Annotated in this window: 20 protein-coding genes; 19 read left to right on the top strand and 1 reads right to left on the bottom strand. The window is 43.2% G+C overall.

All coding sequences use genetic code 11. The features are described from left to right. Window positions 1–21 precede the first annotated feature (21 nt). The 18 genes from FAY33_RS13610 (at window position 22) to FAY33_RS13525 (ending at window position 20203) form a co-directional block, all read left to right on the top strand. On the top strand, window positions 22–1902 hold the full coding sequence (locus tag FAY33_RS13610; protein WP_143321777.1) for a cation-translocating P-type ATPase: 1881 nt from the start codon (window positions 22–24) through the stop codon (window positions 1900–1902). 100 nt (window positions 1903–2002) lie between these two features. Further along, complete coding sequence (locus FAY33_RS13605; protein ID WP_143321776.1) at window positions 2003–2854, top strand: AraC family transcriptional regulator; 852 nt, start codon at window positions 2003–2005, stop codon at window positions 2852–2854. Window positions 2855–2928: 74 nt separating this feature from the next. Continuing rightward, entirely contained in the window at window positions 2929–3939 is a 1011-nt protein-coding gene (locus tag FAY33_RS13600; RefSeq protein ID WP_143321775.1) for an ABC transporter substrate-binding protein, read from the top strand. A 50-nt stretch (window positions 3940–3989) separates the two neighbouring features. After that, window positions 3990–5048, top strand: coding sequence for an iron ABC transporter permease (locus FAY33_RS13595; RefSeq protein ID WP_143321774.1), 1059 nt, complete (start codon window positions 3990–3992; stop codon window positions 5046–5048). A 1-nt stretch (window position 5049) separates the two neighbouring features. After that, window positions 5050–6081, top strand: a complete 1032-nt coding sequence (locus FAY33_RS13590) for an iron ABC transporter permease (RefSeq protein WP_143321773.1) — start codon at window positions 5050–5052, stop codon at window positions 6079–6081. Window positions 6082–6087: 6 nt separating this feature from the next. Then, entirely contained in the window at window positions 6088–6906 is an 819-nt protein-coding gene (locus FAY33_RS13585; RefSeq protein WP_143321772.1) for an ABC transporter ATP-binding protein, read from the top strand. Between the two features lie 33 nt (window positions 6907–6939). Then, complete coding sequence (locus tag FAY33_RS13580) at window positions 6940–7674, top strand: nitrogenase iron protein NifH (protein ID WP_143321771.1); 735 nt, start codon at window positions 6940–6942, stop codon at window positions 7672–7674. Between the two features lie 17 nt (window positions 7675–7691). Continuing rightward, window positions 7692–8963, top strand: coding sequence for a nitrogenase component 1 (locus FAY33_RS13575; protein ID WP_143321770.1), 1272 nt, complete (start codon window positions 7692–7694; stop codon window positions 8961–8963). Beyond that, window positions 8950–10101: a nitrogenase component 1 gene (locus FAY33_RS13570; protein WP_143321769.1), complete on the top strand. Its 1152-nt coding sequence runs from the start codon at window positions 8950–8952 to the stop codon at window positions 10099–10101. Before FAY33_RS13575 ends, FAY33_RS13570 begins: the two co-directional genes overlap by 14 nt. 108 nt (window positions 10102–10209) lie before the next feature. Next, the gene (locus tag FAY33_RS13565; protein WP_143321768.1) at window positions 10210–10737 is read left to right on the top strand and encodes a GNAT family N-acetyltransferase; all 528 of its coding nucleotides are present in this window, start codon (window positions 10210–10212) and stop codon (window positions 10735–10737) included. A 198-nt stretch (window positions 10738–10935) separates the two neighbouring features. Then, window positions 10936–12564, top strand: a complete 1629-nt coding sequence (locus FAY33_RS13560; RefSeq protein ID WP_143321767.1) for an ABC transporter substrate-binding protein — start codon at window positions 10936–10938, stop codon at window positions 12562–12564. 23 nt (window positions 12565–12587) lie between these two features. Further along, complete coding sequence (locus FAY33_RS13555; protein WP_143321766.1) at window positions 12588–13574, top strand: ABC transporter permease; 987 nt, start codon at window positions 12588–12590, stop codon at window positions 13572–13574. After that, window positions 13571–14413 (top strand): ABC transporter permease, encoded by an 843-nt coding sequence (locus tag FAY33_RS13550; protein WP_143321765.1) that lies wholly within the window; start codon window positions 13571–13573, stop codon window positions 14411–14413. Before FAY33_RS13555 ends, FAY33_RS13550 begins: the two co-directional genes overlap by 4 nt. Window positions 14414–14423: 10 nt before the next feature. Then, complete coding sequence (locus FAY33_RS13545; RefSeq protein ID WP_143321764.1) at window positions 14424–15344, top strand: ABC transporter ATP-binding protein; 921 nt, start codon at window positions 14424–14426, stop codon at window positions 15342–15344. After that, entirely contained in the window at window positions 15334–15942 is a 609-nt protein-coding gene (locus tag FAY33_RS13540) for an ATP-binding cassette domain-containing protein (RefSeq protein WP_143321763.1), read from the top strand. Before FAY33_RS13545 ends, FAY33_RS13540 begins: the two co-directional genes overlap by 11 nt. A 106-nt stretch (window positions 15943–16048) precedes the next feature. After that, window positions 16049–16480 (top strand): MarR family winged helix-turn-helix transcriptional regulator, encoded by a 432-nt coding sequence (locus tag FAY33_RS13535; RefSeq protein WP_143321762.1) that lies wholly within the window; start codon window positions 16049–16051, stop codon window positions 16478–16480. 47 nt (window positions 16481–16527) lie between these two features. Beyond that, entirely contained in the window at window positions 16528–18279 is a 1752-nt protein-coding gene (locus tag FAY33_RS13530) for an ABC transporter ATP-binding protein (RefSeq protein WP_143321761.1), read from the top strand. Window positions 18280–18367: 88 nt separating this feature from the next. After that, the gene (locus FAY33_RS13525; RefSeq protein WP_243126748.1) at window positions 18368–20203 is read left to right on the top strand and encodes an ABC transporter ATP-binding protein; all 1836 of its coding nucleotides are present in this window, start codon (window positions 18368–18370) and stop codon (window positions 20201–20203) included. Between the two features lie 7 nt (window positions 20204–20210). On the opposite strand, the gene FAY33_RS13520 is transcribed toward FAY33_RS13525, so the two are convergent. Further along, window positions 20211–21095 carry a LysR substrate-binding domain-containing protein gene (locus FAY33_RS13520; protein ID WP_143321759.1) on the bottom strand — a complete coding sequence of 295 codons (885 nt, stop codon included), beginning with the start codon at window positions 21093–21095 and terminating at the stop codon, window positions 20211–20213. 142 nt (window positions 21096–21237) lie between these two features. On the opposite strand from FAY33_RS13520, the gene FAY33_RS13515 reads away from it, so the two are divergent. Then, the gene (locus FAY33_RS13515; protein ID WP_143321758.1) at window positions 21238–22791 is read left to right on the top strand and encodes a nitrite/sulfite reductase; all 1554 of its coding nucleotides are present in this window, start codon (window positions 21238–21240) and stop codon (window positions 22789–22791) included. Window positions 22792–22911 lie beyond the last annotated feature (120 nt).

The following is a 22911-nucleotide window of genomic DNA, read 5'->3' as shown; positions in this document are numbered from 1 at the left end:
GGTATAAAAGGAGAGCATGATATGATAAAATATTTAAAAGATGAAGAAAAAAGGATCGTTATTTCTCTTATCATTTCCCTGCCAGCTCTGCTGAGCAGCTTTTTTCACATTGGTGATCTGCCGGTGGATCCGGCGTGGATTGCCATAATTTTATGCGGAGTACCAATTGTAAAAGGTGCCATTGTTGGTCTGGTAACGGAATTTGATATAAAAGCGGATGTTCTGGTGTCCATTGCACTGATTGCTTCTGTGCTGATTGGAGAAGTATTTGCGGCTGGTGAGGTGGCTTTTATTATGGCACTGGGCGGTTATCTGGAAGAACGAACTGTAGCCAGGGCACGTGCCGGAATTGAAAAACTGGTTCATCTGACTCCGGCAACGGCAAGAGTGATCAGGGAAATGGAGGAGATTGTGCTTCCGGCAGATCAGGTCAGAAAAGGAGATACGCTCCGTGTACTGGCAGGAGAAACCATTGCCGTAGATGGAATGATTAAAAAGGGCAGAACCTCGATTGATCAATCGGTCATGACAGGAGAATCCCTGCCGGTGGATAAAGAAGAAGGCGATGAAGTATTCAGCGGAACGGTGAATCAATTTGGAACCTTTGATATGGTGGCTCAAAAGGTTGGAGAGGACAGTTCGATTCAGCGGATGATCCGTCTGGTGGCATCTGCCGATGCGGGAAAAGCAAGAATTGTAGGTATTGCCGATCGTTGGGCTGCCTGGATTGTTGTGATTGCTCTTCTTGCCTCCGTACTTACATGGCTGGCAACCCATGAGATCCTTCGTTCCGTAACTATTTTAGTTGTGTTCTGCCCCTGCGCCCTTGTTCTTGCAACTCCCACTGCGATTATGGCTGGAATTGGAAATGCCGCCCGATATGGCATTCTGATCCGGGAAGGGGATGCGCTGGAGCGTCTGGCAAAAGTAAAGCGGATTGCCTTTGATAAAACAGGAACTTTGACGTTTGGAAAGCCTTCTGTCACTGCAATTCACAGAGAACCTTCCCATAATATAGAAGATTCCCTGCTTCTGGAATTGGCTGCGAGCGCTGAACTTTACTCAGAACACCCCTTGGGAAAAGCCATTGTCTCAGCATATAAGGAACGTTTTAACAGAGTTCCCGAACAGCCGGAGGAATTTACCATGGAAGCAGGCAGGGGAGTGGAGGCACAGATAGAAGGTAAGAAATTTTATGCAGGGAATGAAGCCCTTTTTAAAGAGCATGGTATCGGTCTTTCCGATGAATTATTAAGCGCTGCCAATCAGGAAAAGTCAACTGGAAGTACGGTTATTTATCTGGCACAGGATCAGTCGGCAGTGGGAATTATCGCCTTATCTGACACTCTGCGTCCAGATGCACCCGAAACCATTGAGGCAATCCGTCAAACTGGAATACAAACGGTTTTATTGACCGGAGATTCTCTTGAATCCGCCAGTCATATGGCACAGATTGCGAAAATAACAGAGATAAAAGCCCAGTGTCTTCCAGAAACCAAGCTCCAGAAAATCCAGGATTATCAGAACAAAGGAGAACTGGTGTGTATGGTGGGAGACGGAATTAATGACGCTCCTGCCTTAAAAGCAGCTTATGTCAGCATTGCCATGGGTGGGATCGGAAGTGATATTGCCATTGAAGCTGCTGACATTGCCCTGGTAGGAGATGATATTAAGGAGATTGTGCATCTTTTGAAGCTTTCTAAGATGACCATGAAAACCATTCGATTCAATTTAATTGCCTCTATGACCTTGAATTTCATTGCCATTGCACTGGCAATTACAGGCTTTTTAAATCCGGTTTTAGGCGCATTGGTACATAATGCAGGTTCGGTGGCGGTGATTCTTTTGTCTTCACGGCTGCTTCATTGGAGAAGGAAACAATCAGGTGGTTTGCATGCCTGATTGTTTAAGGAAAAGATTTGCTTTCAAAAAATAAATATGATATAGTATAAGTTAGGCATAACTAACTTATTTCATAACATGATTATAAGAGGAAAGTAAGATGAAACAGAATAATTTAATGTTACAATATGCGAAAGCAAATCTTGAAATAGATGAGATCCATCACCTCTCCATCCCTCCAGGCAGCAAAGTCATTGCGCAAAATACCATGAAAGGGGTATGTGGATTTGTGATTCCGGTTAGCGGAAAAGCAAAGTTTACGTTAGGTGAAAAAACATATCAATTAAAAAAAGGAACCATATTGCACGCTGGTTCTTATATGGATTTAAGTAAAGAAGTAATAGGAGATGACAACTGGGAATTTATTTTACTTCATTATAAAGTTTTACAGGAAGAAAAGTATAGTGAGTCTCTTTTGGAGACTCATTATGCTGTAAAGGTTTATTCTGACCAGAGCCTGGCAATTATGGATTTACTGGAACGGACCATTGCGCTGCAGAGGCAATTGGGAGCAAAACATATTTTAATGACAAAGGTATTGCTTTATGAGTTTATTGCAAAATTGTTTACATTTTCTGAGGTAAGGCAGAATCTGGAACCAGAAGACCGGATTGATCAGGCGCGTGTCTATATTCAGGAACATCTGGAAGAAAATTTATCTGTAGCAGAAGTGGCGGAGCGTTTCCAATGGACGGCAAAGCAGTTCCATTATCTGTTTCAGAAGAAAACGGGAGTATCTCCCAAGCGTTATATGATGAATACACAGATGAAAAGGGCGAAGGAACTGCTTGCCGACAGCGATTTAAATGTCACAGAAATAGCGGGTCAGGTAGGTTATGGAGATGCCCTTCATTTCAGCCGTATTTTTAAAAACAATATAGGTATTTCTCCAAGTCAATACCGGAAAAACCTCGAAAAAGATCCATGTAAAATGGAAAAAAATCTATTTTAAAACCGGGTGGATTATGCTATATTTTCTTTGATGTTATATATGAAAATGGATTTCATAATCAGAAGGAGTGTACCATGAAAAAAACAATTACAGTGGCGGCAGCAGGATTGCTGTCCCTATCTTTGCTTACAGGCTGTAACAACAGCCAGACAGCCGTTACTTCTGCACAGACCGATTCTAAGGCAGAGGCTTCCATAGAGACACAGGAAAGTGGAAAAGGTCAGGAAAATGGTGAGGCAGGAATCACGTATCCTTATGTGTATACAGACGCTTCCGGCAGAGAAATAACCATTGAAAAACAGCCTCAGGCGGTTGTAACAGACTATCTGCCTCTTTGGGAAACCATGCTTTTGCTTGATGTTGTCCCCATTGCGGCTTCTGGTGCTGAGAATTACATTGCGACCTGGGATGCCTTTGAAGGGTATGATTTAAGTGGTGTAAAAGATCTTGGTGCAAAGGAAGTAAATCTGGAATTACTGGCTGAATTAGAGCCGGATATGATCTTACATCAGGGTTCTGATATGACTAATTTAGACATTGAAAATCTGGAAAAGATAGCACCGGTAGCTGTTTTTGGAAGTGATACAAAGATGGACTGGAGATTAAGTTTAAGAGAAGTTGCCAAGGTTCTTAATAAAGAAGCGAAAGCCGAAGAAGTTATTACCCAGGTGAATGAGAAATTAACAAAAAGCCGTGAACGGTTAGCGGAAAAGTATAAAGGACAAACTGTGGTTCAGTTTTCTGTCATGGGAGAGGATAAATATTTTGTGGCATACCGCCCTGATTTATATGACAAAGAAACAGGTCTGGGACTGAATCTTCCGGAAGGCTTTACCAAAGCCCGGAATTATGAACAGATTTCCATGGAGTCCATAGTCCAGATGAATCCGGATTACATATTTATGAATGTTTTTGATGGAGATGAAGCACTCATGGAAGCACTGGAGCAGAATTCAGTCTGGAAGTCTTTAAAGGCAGTACAGGCAGGGCATGTATACCGTCTGGATGGCAGCGGTCATGCTCCCAGTGCATTGGCGACCTTATATACCGTTGATTTTATTACAGATGCACTTACTGCAGAATAATCCTGCAGGGGTCATATCCAATTGGTTTGTCATTTAAGCGGGCAGGTACAGTGCTTTTACAGATTGTATCTGCCTGTTTCCATGAGCTTTACCAGACTGGAAAAGGAGAAAAGATGAAGATTCGAATCGGTATTCTTGTTATAGCAGGCAGTATCCTTGCACTTACAGCCGCAATGCTTTTTTCGGTCATGACAGGGGCTGCTGCCATATCCGCTGCGGATGTCTGGAAGGCTTTTCGTTCTTTTGAAGGAGACAATTCCAGCCACTTATTAGTCCGTGAGATGCGGGTTCCCCGTGCGCTGGCAGGTGCGCTGATTGGAGCGGCGCTGGCTGTGGCGGGTGCCATGATGCAGGGTGTTACAAAGAATCCTCTGGCGGATTCCGGGCTGATGGGACTGAGTGCGGGAGCAGGGCTGTTTCTGGCAGTATCTCTTATCGTTATAAAGGGAATGAGCTATCCGGGAATTATTGGTATGACCTTTGCAGGAGCAGCTTTTGGAGCAGGCTGTGTTCATGTGATCAGTACTCTGGTGCCAGGAGGCAATCATCCGATGAAACTGGTTTTAGCAGGAGCAACCGTAACCACCTTATTTTCAGCAGTCAGTCAGGCACTTGCCATTTATTCCGGCACTTCCCAAAGCATGATGTTTTGGACAATGGGAAATATATCTGGCACGAACTGGCTTCAATTAAAGGCGGGAGCACCGGTGATTTTAATCTCCATTCTGCTGGCAATTGCATTATCCAGAAGAATCTCCATCTTAAATATGGGAGAAGAAATCGCAAAAGGAGTGGGAGTCCATGTTACACAGACCAGAGTTATAGTAACCATACTCGTTGTAATGCTCTCCGGAACTTCCTTTGCTTTATGCGGCAGTATTACATTTGTTGGAATGATGGTTCCGCATTTTGCCCGGTTTTTAGTTGGTCAGGATTACCGGCTGATTATACCGGTCAGTGCCATACAGGGAGCGGCCCTTGTTATGGTGTCTGATATCCTGTCTAAAATCATCAATCCGCCTTCTGAAATTCCTCTTGGTGCTGTGATATCAGTCATAGGAGTTCCCATATTCCTCTATTATGCCGGAAAAGAAAGGGGGAAGGAATGATATGAAAAGATGGTTGGAAGAGTATCGTTTTCCTCTGGTTTTAGGAAGCGGAATCTTTTTATTGCTTCTTTTATTCTTTATCAGCATGAATGCAGGCTATACGCCAATAAAACTGGCAGATATGTTCAGGATTCTCAGAGGCGGAGGCAGTGCCAAAGAAAATATGATCCTCTTTGATTTCAGACTACCCCGGATTGTAATTGCAATTTTAGTGGGAATGGGCTTTTCCTTATCTGGCTGTGTGTTACAGGGAATTACAAGAAATCCTCTGACTGATCCGGGGCTGATGGGAATCAATTCCGGGGCAGGTATCGTTGTAGTGATTTTTTTAACCTTGTCAGGAAGCATCACCATAGGAGGTGCCATGTCATTGCCCTTCTTCTCTTTTCTGGGAGCAATGCTCACCAGCGTTTTGCTATATCGGATATCTTTGGATAAAGAGAGAGTTTTAAGACCAACCCGCCTGATTTTAAATGGAATCGCAATTCAGGCAGGAATCAATGCAATGATGACAATCATTGTCCTCCAGCTTGATAATACCCAGTATGATTTTCTTGCAGTGTGGCAGGCAGGAAGCATCTGGAATTCCAATTGGAAACTGGTCATCAGCCTGATTCCGTGGATTGTGGCAGGCATGGCGTATCTTTTTTATAAATCAAGGGAACTGGATCTTTTAATGGTGGGAGATGAGTTGTCTTCTGGTCTTGGTGTTGCAGTATCAAAAGAAAAAAGAGGGTTGCTGTTTGCAGCAGTTGCACTGGCAGCGGCCTCAGTAACCGTAAGCGGAAGTCTTCATTTTGTAGGACTTCTGGGACCCCATCTGGCAAGAAGAATCGTTGGGACAAGACACCGGCTGTTATTACCCTTTTGTGCAATTACCGGTGCTATTTTAGTCCTTTTGGCAGATACCATTGGACGGACGATTGTAGAACCTTATGAGATACCGGCAGGAATTATAGCAGCAATGTTAGGAGCACCTTATTTTATCTTTTTATTGATTCGTAACCGGAAAGCAGCATACAAAGAAGGGTAAATGGAAATGAAAGAATTTAAAACGGAGCATGTGGGAGTCGCTTATGGAGAAACCACCATCATTCAGGACTTGAGTTTTGAGATTCCTGTTGGAAAAATTACGTCCATTATCGGACCAAATGGCTGTGGAAAGTCAACCTTGCTAAAAACAATCGGAAGGATTATGAAAGCCAGAAAAGGAGCTGTTTATCTGGACGGAAAAGATATTCATACGCTTTCCAGCAGGGAATTTGCAAAAAAACTGGCAATTCTTCCCCAGATGCCTGTTGCTCCAGAGGGTCTTACTGCTGAGGAACTGGTATCATATGGCCGCTATGCCCATCAAAGAGGCTTTGGGAAACTCAGTGCCAGGGACAAAGAGGTTGTGGCATGGGCATTGGAAGTGACAGGATTATCAACGTTTGGAACCCGTAATGTAGATCATATGTCTGGCGGTCAGAGGCAGCGTGTATGGATTGCAATGGCATTGGCACAGCAGACGGATGTGATTTTATTAGATGAGCCTACAACCTATTTGGATGTGGCATACCAGTTGGAAGTATTAGAGCTTTTAGAGGATTTAAACAAAAAGCATGGATGCACCATTGTTATGGTTCTTCATGACATTAATCTGGCATCCCGTTATGCAGATTATCTCATTGCATTAAAGAAGGGAAGTATTGTAAAAGAAGGAACTCCCCAACAGGTAATAACAAAGGACATGCTCAAAGAGGTATATCAGATTGAATCGGATATTATACAGGAGAAAATCAGCAAAAAACCGGTCTGTATCTCCTATCGTCTGCTGAATAAAACAAAGAAAAGTGATATTGCTGCATCAATATAAAACGAATTTATGGGAGAGAAGAAAGGTGATGGAATGAAGAAGATAGCAATCTATGGAAAAGGCGGAATTGGAAAGTCAACCACAGTGTCCAACCTGTCAGCGGCGCTTGCGGTCAGCGGTTTGACAGTCATGCAGATCGGATGTGACCCCAAAGCAGATTCCACAAGGAATTTAACCGGAGGTAAAAAGATTCCAACCGTACTGGAATTACTCCGGGACAAAGAAAATATAAAGCTGGAAGATCTGGTTTTTATTGGGGACGAAGGGGTATTGTGTGTGGAGGCAGGAGGTCCTGTACCGGGAGTTGGCTGTGCCGGAAGAGGAATTATTACAGCATTTGAAAAGTTAGAGGAACTGGAGGCTTTTGAGACCTATCAGCCGGATGTGGTGATTTATGATGTATTAGGCGATGTGGTCTGCGGTGGATTTGCCATGCCCATCAGAGGTGGCTATGCAGAAGAGGTCTATATTGTATCCTCTGGTGAGATGATGTCTTTATATGCGGCTTATAATATTTCATCTGCAGTGAAAATGTTTGGAAAAAGAAAATATGCGTCCTTAAAAGGCATTATTTTAAACAGTAAAAACATTGAGAATGAAGACCAGCTGGTAGACCAGGCAGCAAATGAGATTGAGACGGATGTTGTTTACCGCATCAGACGCAATCCCATAGTTCAGCAGGCAGAAGCACTTGGAAAAACCGTAGTAAGTGCATTTCCAGACAGTGAAATGACAAAAAATTACATGGAACTTGCAAAAATGCTTTAAAAGGAAGGGAGAACCACATGAGTAAGAACGATATGCCTTATCGCCTTTCTGAAATAGAAAGCAACCAGGGAATCCGTTTTTCCCATCCAGGAGCCACGCCAGGACATCACTGTCCCATGCACACAGCTCTTGCTTCTATAAGGAATATAAAGGGTCTGTCCAGTCTTGTAATTGGAATGCCGGAATGCAGTTTTTACAGCAGATATGTGATGGAGCGTCCGGTTTTGCAAAACGGAGAACTGCATTATACTTATGTTCTGGATTCCAATGAGGTGGTATTTGGATGCCGCCAGGGGGTTCTTGATGCCCTGGAAGAGATGCAGCAGGATGGGGCAAAGGCAATTGTGATGATTATGACCTGCATTCCGGCGCTGATTGGAGAGGATATTGCGGAAGCGGCAGAAACTTTTTCTGCAGACAATGAAACAAAAGCAGTTTGTATTGACCTCGCCCACTATAGAAGAAATGGATATGAAGCCGGCTTTTATGAAACCTATGCCTCTCTTTTGCAGGTGACAGGCAGGAAAAAGGGAATAAGCCGTCAGGTGGCTGTTCTCGGTCCGTCAAAGGGAACAGAAGCGGATGAGTTAAAACAATGGTTGAGAGAGGATTCTTATGAGGTGCTGGAGATTGAGGCAGCGTTTGCTTTGGAAGATTTTGCAAAGGTTCCGGATTCCACGTTAAATATTGTGACCCATATTCACTTTCTTTCTTTCGCCAGGAAATTAGAAGAATTATATCAGGTTCCTTTTGTTTTCTTAGGAGAGGCTTATGGGGTGGGAGAGTTAAAACAGTGTTATAAAGACATTCAGACCATCCTGCAATTATCCAGGGAACCGGACTTTGCCTTTCTGTCTCTTGCAGAACGGTTAGAACAGGCAATAAAGCAGCAATACAAAAACAGCCGTTTTATTGTAAACGGAGGAATTGAAGATGTACTTCTGTTAACAAAATATTTAACTTCCTTAACCATGATTCCCTGCCTTCTTCATGTAGAGGAATATCAGGTGTGGATGAAGAAATGGAAAGAAGAGATTGTAAAAAACGGGGGGAATCCCCTTGTCACTTATATTGTCCGGAGAGAGATAAAGGAGGAAGTGCTTGAAGAAGCCGGTTTTTTAAGTCGGGATGATTTTCGATTTTCCATTGGCTTTAATACGGGAAGAGGGGAAGCAGTTATTCCCGCACAGCGTTCCTTTTTACCTTCTGTTCTGGGCTTCCAACGAACTTATGAGCTGTTAGAAAGGTTAAAGCAGCTATGGAAGGAGAGCCGCCATGCCGCTTTATAAGACAACTCCAAAACCCTCTGGAAGAATGGGTCTGCTGTGGTCATTAGCTCCTGTTTATGACACTGCAATCATTGAATTTGGTTCTATGGGGCATATGATTTATGCGAAAAAGTGGATGCAGTATACAGGATTGACACAGCACGCAGAATTAATCACCACCCATCTTGCAGAAAAGGATATTGCCCTTGAAATTACAAAAAGGCTGGAAGAATCCGTCAAAGAGGTGGTTAAAAAAGGGCAGGCAAAAGCGGTATTTCTCCTTCCCTCCAGTGTGCCGGAGATGATTGGTACGGATTTAAGAGCCATTGGTGAGGAACTGCAGGAACTATATCCACAGATTCCTGTTTTAACATTCAGGGCAGGTAATTTTAAAGCTTCCAAAGAACAGGGAATGGAAGAAGCATTTTATGAACTGGTAAAAATGATGATGGATAAAGAAGAATTACGGCTGACTGCAGACAAGGAAAAGAAAGAAAGTACTTTTAATCTATTTGGCTCCGCCTGTGACTGGTCCAGATTCCAGTCGGATAACAGAGAGGTCAGCAGAATCCTGAAAGGGGCATTTTCCATGGAGGAAGGAGCCGTGTTTGGTTCCGGTTCTGATTTTGATTCCCTCAAAAGCATGATACATGCAGATATATCTCTTGTCACTAGAAAAGAAGGGATAAAGGGGGCAAAATTACTTGAAAAAGAATTTGGTATTCCTTTTGTTTACGGAACCCCATACGGTCTTTCCGGGACAACAGACTGGATCCATCAGGTAGAAGAAGTTCTTCATAAAGAAGCCGATAAATCTTTCCTGGAAAAGGAACAGAAAGAGACTCAGGCGGTCATCAGTCATTGCAGGATGTGGACAGGCTATGCAAAGGACCTGGCAAAGGTATGGGTAAGCGGAGAGGATGAACTATCAGATGGTATGAAGCGTTTTGCGAAAGAAGAGCTTGGTTTTGTTCTTTCAGAAGGCGGGATTCATATGGCGGACCAGACAGAATTAAAAGAAAAGCCCGGAAAACATCAGATAGAAATACGAAGAAGTACTTTATCTTGTGATATCAACCCTTATGATCCTCCTTTCATGGGATTTCGTGGTGCCATGAATGTAAGTGCCCTGTGGCATGAGTATCTTTCCAGGCTTTAAATAGGGTCTGGACTTCCTATCGCTGCTGTGGGATAATAGATTTATGTTCCTGCAAAGAGAGTTACATTGCAGAGGATGGAATGATACATAAGATTGGAGAGATATAAAATGCCAGCGTTACATCGTGCAGAGATAGAGGAATACCAGGCTGTAAGAAAGTTTTATGATGATCTGATTGATGGGATGAAACAGTCGGAATTTAAACCCGGCTGGAAAAAAGGAGTATATCCCGCGGATGATTATCTGATGGAATCAATTAAGAATCAGCAGCTTTATATAGCAGACATGGATGGACCACCATATGCAGGAGTCATGGTTATGAACCATGAGTGCAATGAAGGATACCAGAAAGTAAGCTGGGGAATTGATGCGCTAAAAGATCAGGTTATGGTGGTTCATGTTCTTGGAATCAACCCCAGATACCAGGGCATGGGAATTGGAAAATACCTGATAGAGCAGGCGATTTCTATCGCCGCGCAGGCAGGTGGGAAGGCTCTGCGTCTGGATGTGCTTGGAAGTACCATTCCTGCCCAGAAGTTATATGAAAAGATGGGTTTTAAGTACAGGGATACCATTAAGATGTTTTATAAAGACACAGGAATGACAGATTTTCTTCTTTATGAATACATTCTTTAAAAATACCAGGTTATATTGCTGCAGGCACTTTTTTGTTGGAAGACAAAAGAGTGCCTGTTTGTAATTATGTGTCAGAAAAAGCGATTAAAAATCCCCCCGTAGGGCTTGTATTGGATGAAAATGTAAGATACCATAAAAATGTTTGGATCTTTCCAGATAAAAAGGGAAGATAACATGAAAATACAGGGGGATACAGGAATGTTCAAAAAAAAGTTTGCATCAATTGCTTTAACCGTTCTGGCTGTTGCCGTTCTATCCGGATGTGGGCAGAAAACCAGTGAAAGTGTTACTTCTCAGACCTCACAGTCTGAGACCTCTGTAAAGGAACAGGATTCTCTTACGGTATCAGTGGGAAGCAGTCTTGTGGATGGGAATTATGATCCATGCACTGGTTATGGTACCTATGGCTACGGCCTGTTTCATACCGGGCTTTTGAAGATCAACACAGAGGTGAAGGCAGAGGGGGATCTTGCCAGTGATTATCAGGTAAGCAGTGACGGACTGATTTATACCTTTACATTAAGGGATGATATTAAATTCTCAGACGGCAGGCCTCTGACACCGGAGGATGTGGTGTTTACCTTTCAGACAGCGAAAAACAGCGGTTCCAGTGTGGATCTTACCATGCTTGAAACAGTGGAGGCAGTTGAGAACAATCAGGTGCGCTTTATTCTGAACAGACCGTATTCCCCGTTTACACGCACAGTTGCGTTACTTGGTATTGTGCCGGAGCACGCTTATGGAGATGACTATGGGAAGAATCCTGTAGGAACTGGACCATTTAAAGTAAAACAGCTTGATGCCGGCCAGCAGTTAATTGTGGAGCCCAATGAATATTATTACGGAACAAAATCTCGTTTTAAACAGATTACATTCTTAAACATTGATGAAGAAACGGCTCTTGCTGCCGCGCAGTCCGGACAGTTGGACCTGGTTATGGTCAATCCGGAATATGCAGGAGAAAAGGTGGCAGGGATGCATTTAGAAACCATTAAAACCTCTGATAACAGGGGATTTAATCTGCCATGTGTGAAAGAGACAGTCAATGCTTCCGGAGAAACTGTTGGGAATAATGTGACCGCAGATCCAGTGGTTAGAAAAGCACTGAATATCGGCATCAGCCGCCAGGAGATCATTGACAATGCGTTAAATGGAATTGGTACGGCAAGCTGGGTGCGTTTTGAAGGACTGCCATGGGCAAATGAAGAGCCGGGCTTCCAGGACGGTCAGTTGGAAGAAGCAAAAGCAATGTTAGAAAAGGCTGGCTGGATTGATACCGATGGAGATGGAGTCCGTGAAAAAAACGGGATAAAGTGTGAGTTTAAAATCACAGGACGCACCGATGATTTACAGCGTTACAACCTTGCAGTTGCACTGAGTGAGAGTGCCAAACCCTTAGGCATCCATATTATCGCAGAGGCAGCGGACTGGAACACCTGCAAAAAGACTGCAAGAAATGTTCCGACCTGTATTGGTACAGGTGACTATAGTTTCGTTGATGTTTACAATGCGTTTCATTCTTCCTTTGCAGGAGCTGACATCGTAGATTTAAGCAATGCCGCCATGTATACCAATCCGAAAGTAGATGAATATCTCAATAAGATGATTGAGGCAACTTCCGAGGAGGAGGCAATTGAATCTTGTAAAAAGGCGCAGTATGACGGCAATACAGGTGCCAATGTAGATTTTCCATATATCTGGCTGGTGAATATTGACCATACCTATTTTGTACGGGACGGACTGGATCTTAAAACCCAGAGAATCCATCCCCATGGTCATGGAGCGCCTGTCATTCAGAATCTGAATGAATGGACCTTTACCAAATAACAGAGTCTGATGGAGAAAATGGAATGAATTTACGATGGAAACCTTTATTTAAAACCTTATTCCGCATGCTTCTGCTGCTGGCGGGAGTGAGCATTGCCAGCTTTTTTCTGGTAATTTCTTCTCCGGTGGACCCGGTTGATGCCTATGTGGGAGCGGAGTCCAATATATCCCAGGAACAGCGGGAGAATGTAGCGGAACACTGGGGGCTTGATCAGCCCCCTTTCATTCGGTATCTGACATGGATAAACCATCTTTTGCATGGGGATATGGGAACGTCTATTACTTATCAGAAACCGGTAACAGAGATTATAGGAAGCCGTTTTGGCGCTTCCATTGCTTTGATGATGACTGCCTGGGTCTTATCTGGTGCATTGGGATTTATTCTGGGAATACTATCCGGTGCCATGCAGGGCAGTTTTTTTGATCGTTGTGTCAAAACATTATGTTTTGTTCTTTCCTCTACCCCGGCTTTCTGGGTAGGTCTGCTTTTGCTCATGCTTTTTTCTGTAAAACTGGGCTGGTTTCCCCTTGGGCTTTCCGTGCCAATTGGAAAACTCTCCGGAGAAGTAACCTTGCTGGAACGGATTCATCACCTGATTCTTCCTGCTCTGACTTTAAGCATCACAGGAATCTCCAACATTGCCCTGCACACCAGGCAGAAGATCATTGATGTGATGAAAACAGACTATGTATTATTTGCAAAGGCAAGGGGAGAAAGAAAATGGACCATCATCATAAGACATGGTTTGCGCAATGTAGCAATTCCGGCAATAACGTTGCAGTTTGCATCATTCAGTGAATTATTCGGCGGAAGTGTTCTGGCAGAAAATGTTTTTTCCTATCCCGGGCTGGGCAGTGCCGCAAGCGCGGCAGGATTAAAGGGGGATGTTCCCCTTCTTCTTGGAATTGCAATGTGTTCTGTGCTGTTTGTATTTGTGGGAAATCTGATTGCAAATCTGCTTTATGGAATCCTCAATCCCCAGATGGGAGAGGGAGGTACCTTTCTATGAAAAATATTTTTATAAAACAGAAAGGAAACCGGAGAAGAGGGACGGTGATTTTGGCAGCGGTGATTCTTTTGCTGCTCATAGTAATTGCTGTCGCCGGAATTGTAATGAACCCGGAGCTTTATGCACCGGATTATTCGGCAAAAAAGCTGGTTCCTTCCTTTGCTCATCCTTTTGGTACGGATTATCTGGGACGAGATATGTTTTTCCGTTCCGTGAAAGGGCTTTCCACCAGTATTCTTATTGGAACACTGGCTGCAGGAGTCAGTGCGCTTATGGCTCTTGTATTTGGTCTTCTTGCAGCAACCCTGGGCGGTTTTGTTGACCAGATTGTTTCCTATTTCGTTGATCTTTTTATGGGAATCCCCCATATGGTTCTTCTCATGCTGATTTCTTTTTTGTTAGGAGGAGGACTGAAAGGAGTGGTCATTGGCATTGCTCTTACACACTGGCCCAATCTGACCCGGGTGATCCGGGCAGAGGTAATGCAGGTCAGAAATTCCCAGTATGTGAAGACCTCTCTTAAATTTGGCACCAGTAAAATAAAAGTGGGATTGTACCACATCGTTCCCCACGTTCTGCCTCAGTTTCTTGTGGGATTGATTCTGCTTTTTCCTCATGCAGTACTTCATGAAGCCGGATTGACCTTCCTTGGATTTGGGCTTTCCCTGGATACGCCTGCAATTGGCATTATTTTATCAGAGGCATTAAAACACATTGCCACTGGAATGTGGTGGCTGGTGTTTTTCCCTGGAATTATGCTGGTTATGGTGGTCATGCTGTTTGATAAACTTGGAGAACAGGTCAGACTGCTTTTAGACCCGGGCAGTGCCCAGGAATAAGGAGGATAAGATGGATCAAAGGATAATACTTGAGGTCAGGGATCTGTCCGTATCGTTTACCATGTACGGACGGGGAATGGAGCGAAAGGAAATGAAGGCGATCAGGGATTTGAGTCTGACTGTAAAAAAAGGGGAGATCCTTGCCGTTGCAGGTTCTTCTGGTTCCGGCAAAAGCCTTTTGGCACACGCCATACTGGGAATTCTGCCAGGCAATGCACAGGTCAGCGGTGAGATCGTATATGACGGACAGGTGCTTAGTCCCTCCCGGCAGCAGAAGCTGCGGGGAAAAGAAATAGCTCTGGTTCCCCAGTCTGTAGATTATCTGGACCCGCTGATGAAAGTAGGAAATCAGGTAATGGGCATTTCCGGTACCAGAGAGAAGCAGGAAGCAGTTTTTAAAAAATATGGGCTGGAAGATCAGGTGAAAAAGATGTATCCCTTTCAGCTTTCCGGAGGTATGGCAAGACGGATTCTGGTTTCGACGGCTGTGATCGGGGATGCCAAACTGATTATTGCTGATGAGCCTACTCCAGGATTGAGCAGGGAGGTGGCACAGACAGCCATGGGACATTTCCGTTCCCTTGCCGATGAGGGAAATGGGGTTATGCTGATTACCCATGATCTTGATCTGGCACTTCCTTATGCAGACCGGATTGCGGTCTTTTATGCCGGAACCACTGTAGAGATCACTTCTGCAAAAGACTTTGTAAAGGGAGAGGAGACACTGCGTCATCCCTATACCAAAGCATTGTGGAGAGCCATGCCTCAAAATGGATTTCAGCCGATAAAAGGTACCCAGCCTTATGCAGGAGATGTCTCACAGGGGTGTCTGTTTGCTCCAAGATGTGCAAACAAAACCAGTGAGTGTGAGAAAAAGATCGCCATGCGGTCATTGCGGGGAGGGGAGGTGCGCTGCAATTATGCTACTTGAAGCAAAAGATATCAGTTACGGATATACAAAAAACAATCTGATCTTAGACCAGATAAGCCTTGCAATAGAACCTGGAGAACGGGTGGCACTGGTAGGACCCTCGGGCTGCGGAAAAAGCACATTATCCCAGATTCTTGCAGGTTATTTAACTCCATTTTCCGGAAAGGTTGAGTTTAAGGGTAAACCTCTTCCTAAAAAAGGATACAGCCCTGTCCAGTTAATTTACCAGCATCCGGAGAGAGCTGTTAATCCCAGATGGAAGATGAAGAAGACCCTGAATGAAGCATGGACTCCGGATGTAAACCTTCTAAGAGATATTGGAATTGAAACTCAGTGGCTTACCCGTTATCCCAGTGAATTATCCGGTGGAGAACTGCAGCGCTTTTGTGTGGCAAGAGCACTGGGTCCTGAGACAGAATTTGTGATTGCAGATGAAATGAGTACCATGCTGGACGTGATAACCCAGGCACAAATCTGGCAGTTAATGTTGAAAATTGTAAAAGAAAGAGAACTGGGGCTATTGGTTGTAACACATAGCCAGGAACTTGCACAGCGGGTTTGTAACAGAGTGGTAAGGTTTGAAGATCTGAAAATTTAAGAATCATAAATATTGACAGATGTATTTTTGTCGTTTATAATGTTGCAGAGCGAACTGTTCTATATAGAACAATTTGCTCTGTATTTTTTTAGAAAGGAGTTATAATATGGAAGATATTCAGATTTGGCCTGACCTGCGTGCCTTGAACAATTCTATCCGCCGTTTTTTTGAATTTTCATCTAATAGGGAAGAGATTCAGAATGCGACAGGAAATAATAGGCTTATCATACATTTTTTAGCTGAGAATAAAGGGAAACCGGTTTACCAGAAGGATATTGAAACCCATTTTAATATTGCCCGTTCGACTGCCTCCAAGGTGCTTCGTTTAATGGAAGAAAAGGATTTGATTAAACGTCAGCCCGTACCATACGATGGCAGGTTAAAACAGATTATTCTCACGGATCAGGCAGAAAAGACCCGGAATATTATGAATGAGACGGTAGAGAATCTGGAGAAGACTTTGACGAAAGATTTTACAAAAGAGGAATTGAAGATGCTCCGGGAGTTTCTGGAGCGGATGCGGGTTAATATGACATAATCACAGACTTACTTTTCACATATTAAATCACTAAGGAGCGTTATTATATGATTCATACGTTATTATCCAGTTTGCGGGAATATAAAAGAGACACAATCAAGGCTCTTATCTATCTTGCCATTGAGTCCATTGTAGAAATCAGTATTCCTACAGTTATGGCATTTATTATTGACTACGGAATTAATGCAGGGAATATGAAGAATGTACTTCTTCCAGGTCTGGTTCTGGTTCTTGCAGCTTTGTTCTGCTTGTGGATCGGTTTGCAGGCAGCACGGGCAAGTGCAACGGCTTCTACAGGTCTTGCAAAAAATCTCCGTTACGATATGTTTTCTAACATACAGAAGTTTTCGTTTTTGAATATAGACCGGTTTTCAACAGCCAGTCTGATTACCCGTTTGACGACAGACGTAACCAACATTCAGAATTCTTACATGATGGCAGTCCGTTTGGGAATGCGTTCTCCCATGCTGATTCTGTTTGCCTTGATCTTTTCATTCCGGATTGATGCACGTCTGTCTATTATCTTTGTTGTTACCATGCCCATACTGGTATTTGCATTATGGCTCATTGTCCGGCAGATTCATCCCATCTTTATGAAGGTTTTTCGGAAGTACGATGAACTGAACAACGTGGTCCAGGAGAATCTTCTTGGTATCCGGGTTGTTAAATCCTATAACCGGGAAGATCATGAAAGGAATAAATTCGCTGCTATTTCAGAGGCAATCTTTCAGAATTATTCCAAAGGAGGCAGAAGAACCGCCCTTAATATGCCAATTATGCAGCTTTGTATGTATGTCTGCATAACACTGCTCTCCTGGTTTGGTGCAAAAGAGATTTTAGCCAGTGGAAATGATGCTGCCATCGGGCTTTCTACGGGAGGTCTGACCACTTTGATTCTCTATGCGACACAGATCTTAATGAGTCTCATGATGATTTCCATGGTTTTCACCATGATGCTATTTTCAAGAGCTTCCGCGCAGCGTATTGTAGAAGTGCTTTTGGAGAAAAGTGATATTCATAATCCGGAAAATCCGGTTCATACCGTAAAAGACGGTTCCATTACTTTTGAAAATGTCCGGTTCTCTTATTCAGCCAGGGCAGACAAGCCGGTTTTAAATAACATTAATCTATCCATTGCTTCCGGACAGACAGTAGGGATTTTAGGTGGTACCGGTTCCTCAAAATCCAGTCTGGTACAGTTAATTCCAAGACTTTATGATGTTACCGGAGGAAGAGTCACGGTTGGGGGTGTGGATGTACTGGATTATGACATTTCCAGCCTGCGGGATCAGGTCGCTATGGTTTTACAAAAGAATGTTTTGTTTTCCGGCACCATTAAAGAAAATCTCCGTTGGGGAAATGAGAATGCAACCGATGAAGAATTGGTTCATGCCTGCCAGCTTGCACAGGCAGATGACTTTATACGCAGTTTTCCGGATCAGTATGATACTTATATTGAACAAGGCGGAAGCAATGTATCCGGAGGACAAAAGCAGAGACTCTGTATTGCCCGTGCGTTGTTAAAAAAGCCAAAGATTCTGATTCTTGATGATTCCACAAGTGCAGTGGATACCAAAACCGATCAATTGATTCGAAAGGCATTTAAGGAAAATATTCCAGATATTACAAAGATTATCATTGCTCAGAGGACTGCTTCCATTGAGGATGCGGATCAGATTGTTGTTTTGGATGATGGAATGGTAAATGCGGTGGGAACTCATGAGGAACTGCTTGAGACCTGTTCCATTTATAGAGAAGTCTATGAATCACAAAACAAAGGAGGTGCGATCAGTGAGTAAAAGCAGCACAAGTATTAGTAAAAACACAAAGAAAGCACCGGCAGCAGGACATTTTAAGCCAGGTACATTAAAAAGGCTCCTTTCCTACATGGGAGCATACAGAGGGAGAATGGTTCTGGTGGTTTTATTCATTCTCATTGGAGCGGCAACGACGGCTTCCATGTCTCTGTTTGTGGGAATTTTAATTGATCAGTACATTGTTCCTCTTCTTGGAAGTGCGAATCCGGACCTGTCCGGGCTTTTGCGCATGATTCTTATGATGGCTTCTGTTTTTTTGATTGGTACTGCCTCAGCTTTGTTTTATAACTGGCTGATGGTAACCATTGAACAGGGAGCTTTGAAAAAGATCCGTGATGATATGTTTGACCATATGCAGAAACTTCCCATTAAGTATTTTGACACCCATTCTCACGGGGATCTGATGAGCCGTTATACCAATGATACCGATGCTTTGCGTCAGGCTATCTCACAAAGTTTTCCCCAGATGCTGTCTTCTGGTTTTACTACGGCAGTAGCCCTCATTTCCATGTTGTTTTTAAGTGTCAACCTGACCGTTGTGGTTCTGGTGTTTGCAGTGGTTCTGTTGTGTGCCGTAAAAATGATTGTAGGAAGAGGCTCTTCTTATTTTATGAGACAGCAGCAGGCGATTGGAGAAGTCAATGGCTATATTGAAGAGATGATCCATGGACAAAAAGTCATAAAGGTGTTTTGCCATGAAGAAAAAGTCCTGGAAGATTTTGAACAAAAAAATAACGGGCTGTTTCAGACCGCTTCTGAGGCAAGCCGGTACGGCAATCTTACCATGCCAGTGGTTATTAACATGGGTTATGTGCTTTATGCACTGCTTGCTGTTTTGGGAGGAGCTGCCGGAATTATCGGGATTCCCAATATTACCCTTACAGGAACTCAGCCTCTTACCATTGGTGTAATCGCTTCCTTTTTAACCCTTTCCCGGGCATTTGTCAATCCCATTGGGCAGATATCCATGCAGATCAACATGATCATTCTTGCTTTATCAGGAGCATCCCGTATCTTTGAATTACTGGATGAGACCGAGGAAACGGATCAGGGGTATGTAACTCTTGTTAATGTAAAAGAAGAAAATGGACAGATGGTGGAATGTACGGAGCATAACCATACATGGGCATGGAGACATCCTCACAGTGATGGAACGGTAACCTACACGCCGCTCCAGGGAGACATCCGGTTTCATGATGTGGACTTTGGCTACAACGAAGATCATATTGTGCTTCATGATATTACTCTTTACGCAGAGCCTGGACAGAAGGTTGCATTTGTAGGCGCCACTGGTGCAGGAAAGACTACCATCACCAATCTGATCAACCGTTTTTATGATATTGCAGATGGAAAGATCCGCTATGATGGCATTAATATTAATAAGATTAAAAAGTCCGATCTTAGAAGATCTCTTGGAATTGTACTCCAGGATGTCAATCTGTTTACGGGAACCGTAATGGAAAATCTTCGTTACGGAAAATTAGATGCAACAGACGAAGAGTGCATAAATGCGGCAAAGCGTGCCAATGCCCATGAGTTTATCCAGATGCTTCCAAAAGGATATGACACAGTGCTGGAAGGAGATGGAAGCGGTCTTTCCCAGGGGCAGCGGCAGTTGATTTCCATTGCCAGGGCAGCGGTGGCAGACCCGCCTGTTATGATTTTAGATGAAGCCACTTCCTCTATTGATACCAGAACAGAAGAGATTGTCCAGAGAGGAATGGATGCCCTTATGGAAGGAAGAACGGTATTTGTTATTGCCCACAGACTTTCTACGGTACAGAATTCCGATGTAATTATGGTACTGGATCATGGGCGCATTATTGAACGTGGAAACCATGAAGAACTGGTTTCTCAAAAAGGAACCTATTATCAGCTTGCAACAGGAGGGCTGGAACTGGAATAATATAGGATTAGAGAGCTTCTTCCAATGGAGGAAGCTCTTTTAAAAATAATTCCGCTGCTTTTGGTAAATTATTTTCATGAATGAGGTAAGAAAAATACCGGTAATACTGACGCTCCATGGGGAGGATTTTAATTTCCCCATTTTTTACTGCATCGGAAACCACCATGGAAGAGATAAAACTGATTCCCATATTGTTTCTCACCGCTTCTTTAATGGAATAGTTGCTTCCCAGCGTAATCAGATTTTTGGGTGAGATTCCATAGCTGTTTAAAAAGATATTCAGGTTTTCTCCTGTTCCGGATCCTTTTTCCCGATGAATCCAGGTTTGTCCTGATAAACAGTCCGATAACCGGCTTCCTTTTTTACATTGAAAAGAGACAGGAGCAACAATGACCATGGTATCTTTATAGAAATTGCGGTAGATATCGTGTTCGACTGGTACGGTGCCTTCGATGAGGGCAACGTCAATATCATAGTTTTTGAATTTCTCATAAATGTGTTCTGTATTCTCAATGGTGATATCTAATTTTATGTTGGGATAAGCTTTCATAAAATCACTTAATATAGAAGGAAGAAGAAATTCTCCGATGGTCATACTGGCACCAACCCGCAGCGTGCCGCTCGGGGAGTGGTCTGATTGCAGAAGTTCCTCTTTTGTTTCTTCCAGGACGGATAAGATCTGTTTTGCCCGTTTATAAAGCAGAACTCCCTGGGGAGTAATAAAAATATTCCGCTGCTTATTGGAACGTTCAATCAGCTTTGTATGGAAGTAGGTTTCCAGGTTTGAGATATGCAGACTAACGCTTGGCTGTGACATGTTGATGGACAGGGCAGCTTTGGTAAAACTTTTCTTGTTAACGACAGCAATAAAGGTTTTTAATTCTTCAATCAAAAGGATGACCTCCTATATTCCCTATTAATACACATCAGAAATTCTGATAGGTATAATATAAAAATAGTATTTTACTTATTGGTTTGAACAAAGTATACTATATTCGGGAAAGTTATTCAATAAGAATAAGGAGCGGTCAGAAGTGAGAACATTAGAAGAAGTGTTATTAAGTGAGATTGAGGGTTTTAAGGAACTTGGACATAAGTTTTTAAGCGGTGAAGTGAGCAAGATGGATTTTAAAGGCGCCTCCGGGGGGATGGGAGTTTATGCCCATCGCAATAAAACCGATTTCATGATCCGGTTCCGCATTCCATCGGGGATTGCACAGGAAAAAGCACTCCGGTTTATTTATGATTATGCAGAGAAATACGGTGCAGACACCATTCACTTAACGACCCGCCAGGCAATTCAGCTTCATGGAATCAGCATAGACCAGGTCTGTGAAGTCATGGAAGCAGGAATTAAAAATGGAATATACTCAAGAGGGGCAGGCGGAAATTTTCCGAGAAATGTTGCCATATCCCCCTTATCAGGAGTGGAAAAAGGAGAGGCATTTGACGTATCTCCCTATGCACTGGCAATCGGAGATTATTTTCTTCAAAAGATATATACCTACAAGCTTCCCAGAAAATTAAAAGTTGCATTTTCCAACAGTGCAAAGGATCAGCCTCATGCAGGTGCGGTGGATCTGGGATTTGTGGCAATGAGGGAAGGGGAAAAGGAATATTTTAAGGTATACATAGCAGGCGGCATGGGTAGAAATGCAAGACTTGGAGTCGAATTCCCGGAACCTGTGGAGCCAGAGGACGTTCTTTATCATGTGGAAGCAGCAACCCAGCTTTTTATCAGTGAGGGAGACTACCAGAATAAAAACAAAGCCCGCATGCGATATATTGTAGAACGTATGGGAGCGGAAGCGTTTTTATCCTGTTACCGGGAACATTTAAAAAAGGCAAAAGAAAGCCAGGACTTAAAACTGTCTGTCTGCAAAGAACAGTACACCAAATCGGGATCAAAGACAGAGATTTCAAGCAGTCGTTTAACGGAACAGAAGCAGGAGGGGCTGTACAGTGTCTATGTTCACCCTGTTGGAGGACAGCTCCCATTAGCTGATTTAAAGATGATTCTTGACGAGACATCAAAAATCAAAGATTCCCAGATTCGTCTGGCAATGACAGAAGGTCTGTACATAAGGAATTTAGATGGAAAAGAAGCAGAAGACCTTTTAGAAAAGACTGCCCATATTGGGGGAGATACCTGTCTGGAACAGTCCGTTGCCTGCATTGGAGTGCCCGTCTGTCAGATGGGACTGCTGGACAGCCAGGAGACTTTAAGAGAAGTGATACGTTATTTCAAGGAAAAGGATTTTAAGGAAGATGTACTGCCTGAGATTCATATTTCCGGATGCACCAATTCCTGCAGTGCTCATCAGATTGGAAAAATCGGTTTCTGTGGAAAGCGGGTGCAGGTGCAGGGGGAAGCAAAAGACGCTTTTGAACTGCATTTAGGAGGAAGACTTGGCGCAGGAAGTGCAAAGCTGGCTGATTCCTGTGGAGATATATTAAGAAAAGATGTTCCTTCCTTTCTATATGATGTTGCTTTAAGCCTTTCCAGATATAAAAAAGACTTTAATAGCTGGATGCAGGAGAATGATCTGGAACTGAAAGAAATCTTGAAAAATTATATTTTAAATTAAAATATTTCCCATCCTTTTCTGGTTGGAAAGTAGAAAAACAATACCGTGGTATCACAGAAAATGCTCTGTGGTGCGGCGGTGTTTTTTTCTTACATTTCTTTTATTTTATTCTATTTTTGG

The organism is Clostridium sp. HBUAS56010 (genome assembly GCF_007115105.1).
Taxonomy (GTDB): Bacteria; Bacillota; Clostridia; order Lachnospirales; family Lachnospiraceae; genus Lacrimispora.
This window is presented reverse-complemented; position numbering and strand designations above follow the sequence as displayed.

Excerpts from the sequence above, each read along its gene's own strand:
- FAY33_RS13610 (WP_143321777.1), top strand. The coding sequence starts at position 22 with ATGATAAAATATTTAAAAGATGAAGAAAAAAGGATCGTTATTTCTCTT.
- FAY33_RS13605 (WP_143321776.1), top strand. The coding sequence starts at position 2,003 with ATGAAACAGAATAATTTAATGTTACAATATGCGAAAGCAAATCTTGAA.
- FAY33_RS13600 (WP_143321775.1), top strand. The coding sequence starts at position 2,929 with ATGAAAAAAACAATTACAGTGGCGGCAGCAGGATTGCTGTCCCTATCT.
- FAY33_RS13590 (WP_143321773.1), top strand. The coding sequence starts at position 5,050 with ATGAAAAGATGGTTGGAAGAGTATCGTTTTCCTCTGGTTTTAGGAAGC.
- FAY33_RS13585 (WP_143321772.1), top strand. The coding sequence starts at position 6,088 with ATGAAAGAATTTAAAACGGAGCATGTGGGAGTCGCTTATGGAGAAACC.
- FAY33_RS13580 (WP_143321771.1), top strand. The coding sequence starts at position 6,940 with ATGAAGAAGATAGCAATCTATGGAAAAGGCGGAATTGGAAAGTCAACC.
- FAY33_RS13575 (WP_143321770.1), top strand. The coding sequence starts at position 7,692 with ATGAGTAAGAACGATATGCCTTATCGCCTTTCTGAAATAGAAAGCAAC.
- FAY33_RS13570 (WP_143321769.1), top strand. The coding sequence starts at position 8,950 with ATGCCGCTTTATAAGACAACTCCAAAACCCTCTGGAAGAATGGGTCTG.
- FAY33_RS13565 (WP_143321768.1), top strand. The coding sequence starts at position 10,210 with ATGCCAGCGTTACATCGTGCAGAGATAGAGGAATACCAGGCTGTAAGA.
- FAY33_RS13560 (WP_143321767.1), top strand. The coding sequence starts at position 10,936 with ATGTTCAAAAAAAAGTTTGCATCAATTGCTTTAACCGTTCTGGCTGTT.
- FAY33_RS13555 (WP_143321766.1), top strand. The coding sequence starts at position 12,588 with ATGAATTTACGATGGAAACCTTTATTTAAAACCTTATTCCGCATGCTT.
- FAY33_RS13550 (WP_143321765.1), top strand. The coding sequence starts at position 13,571 with ATGAAAAATATTTTTATAAAACAGAAAGGAAACCGGAGAAGAGGGACG.
- FAY33_RS13545 (WP_143321764.1), top strand. The coding sequence starts at position 14,424 with ATGGATCAAAGGATAATACTTGAGGTCAGGGATCTGTCCGTATCGTTT.
- FAY33_RS13540 (WP_143321763.1), top strand. The coding sequence starts at position 15,334 with ATGCTACTTGAAGCAAAAGATATCAGTTACGGATATACAAAAAACAAT.
- FAY33_RS13535 (WP_143321762.1), top strand. The coding sequence starts at position 16,049 with ATGGAAGATATTCAGATTTGGCCTGACCTGCGTGCCTTGAACAATTCT.
- FAY33_RS13530 (WP_143321761.1), top strand. The coding sequence starts at position 16,528 with ATGATTCATACGTTATTATCCAGTTTGCGGGAATATAAAAGAGACACA.
- FAY33_RS13525 (WP_243126748.1), top strand. The coding sequence starts at position 18,368 with ATGGGAGCATACAGAGGGAGAATGGTTCTGGTGGTTTTATTCATTCTC.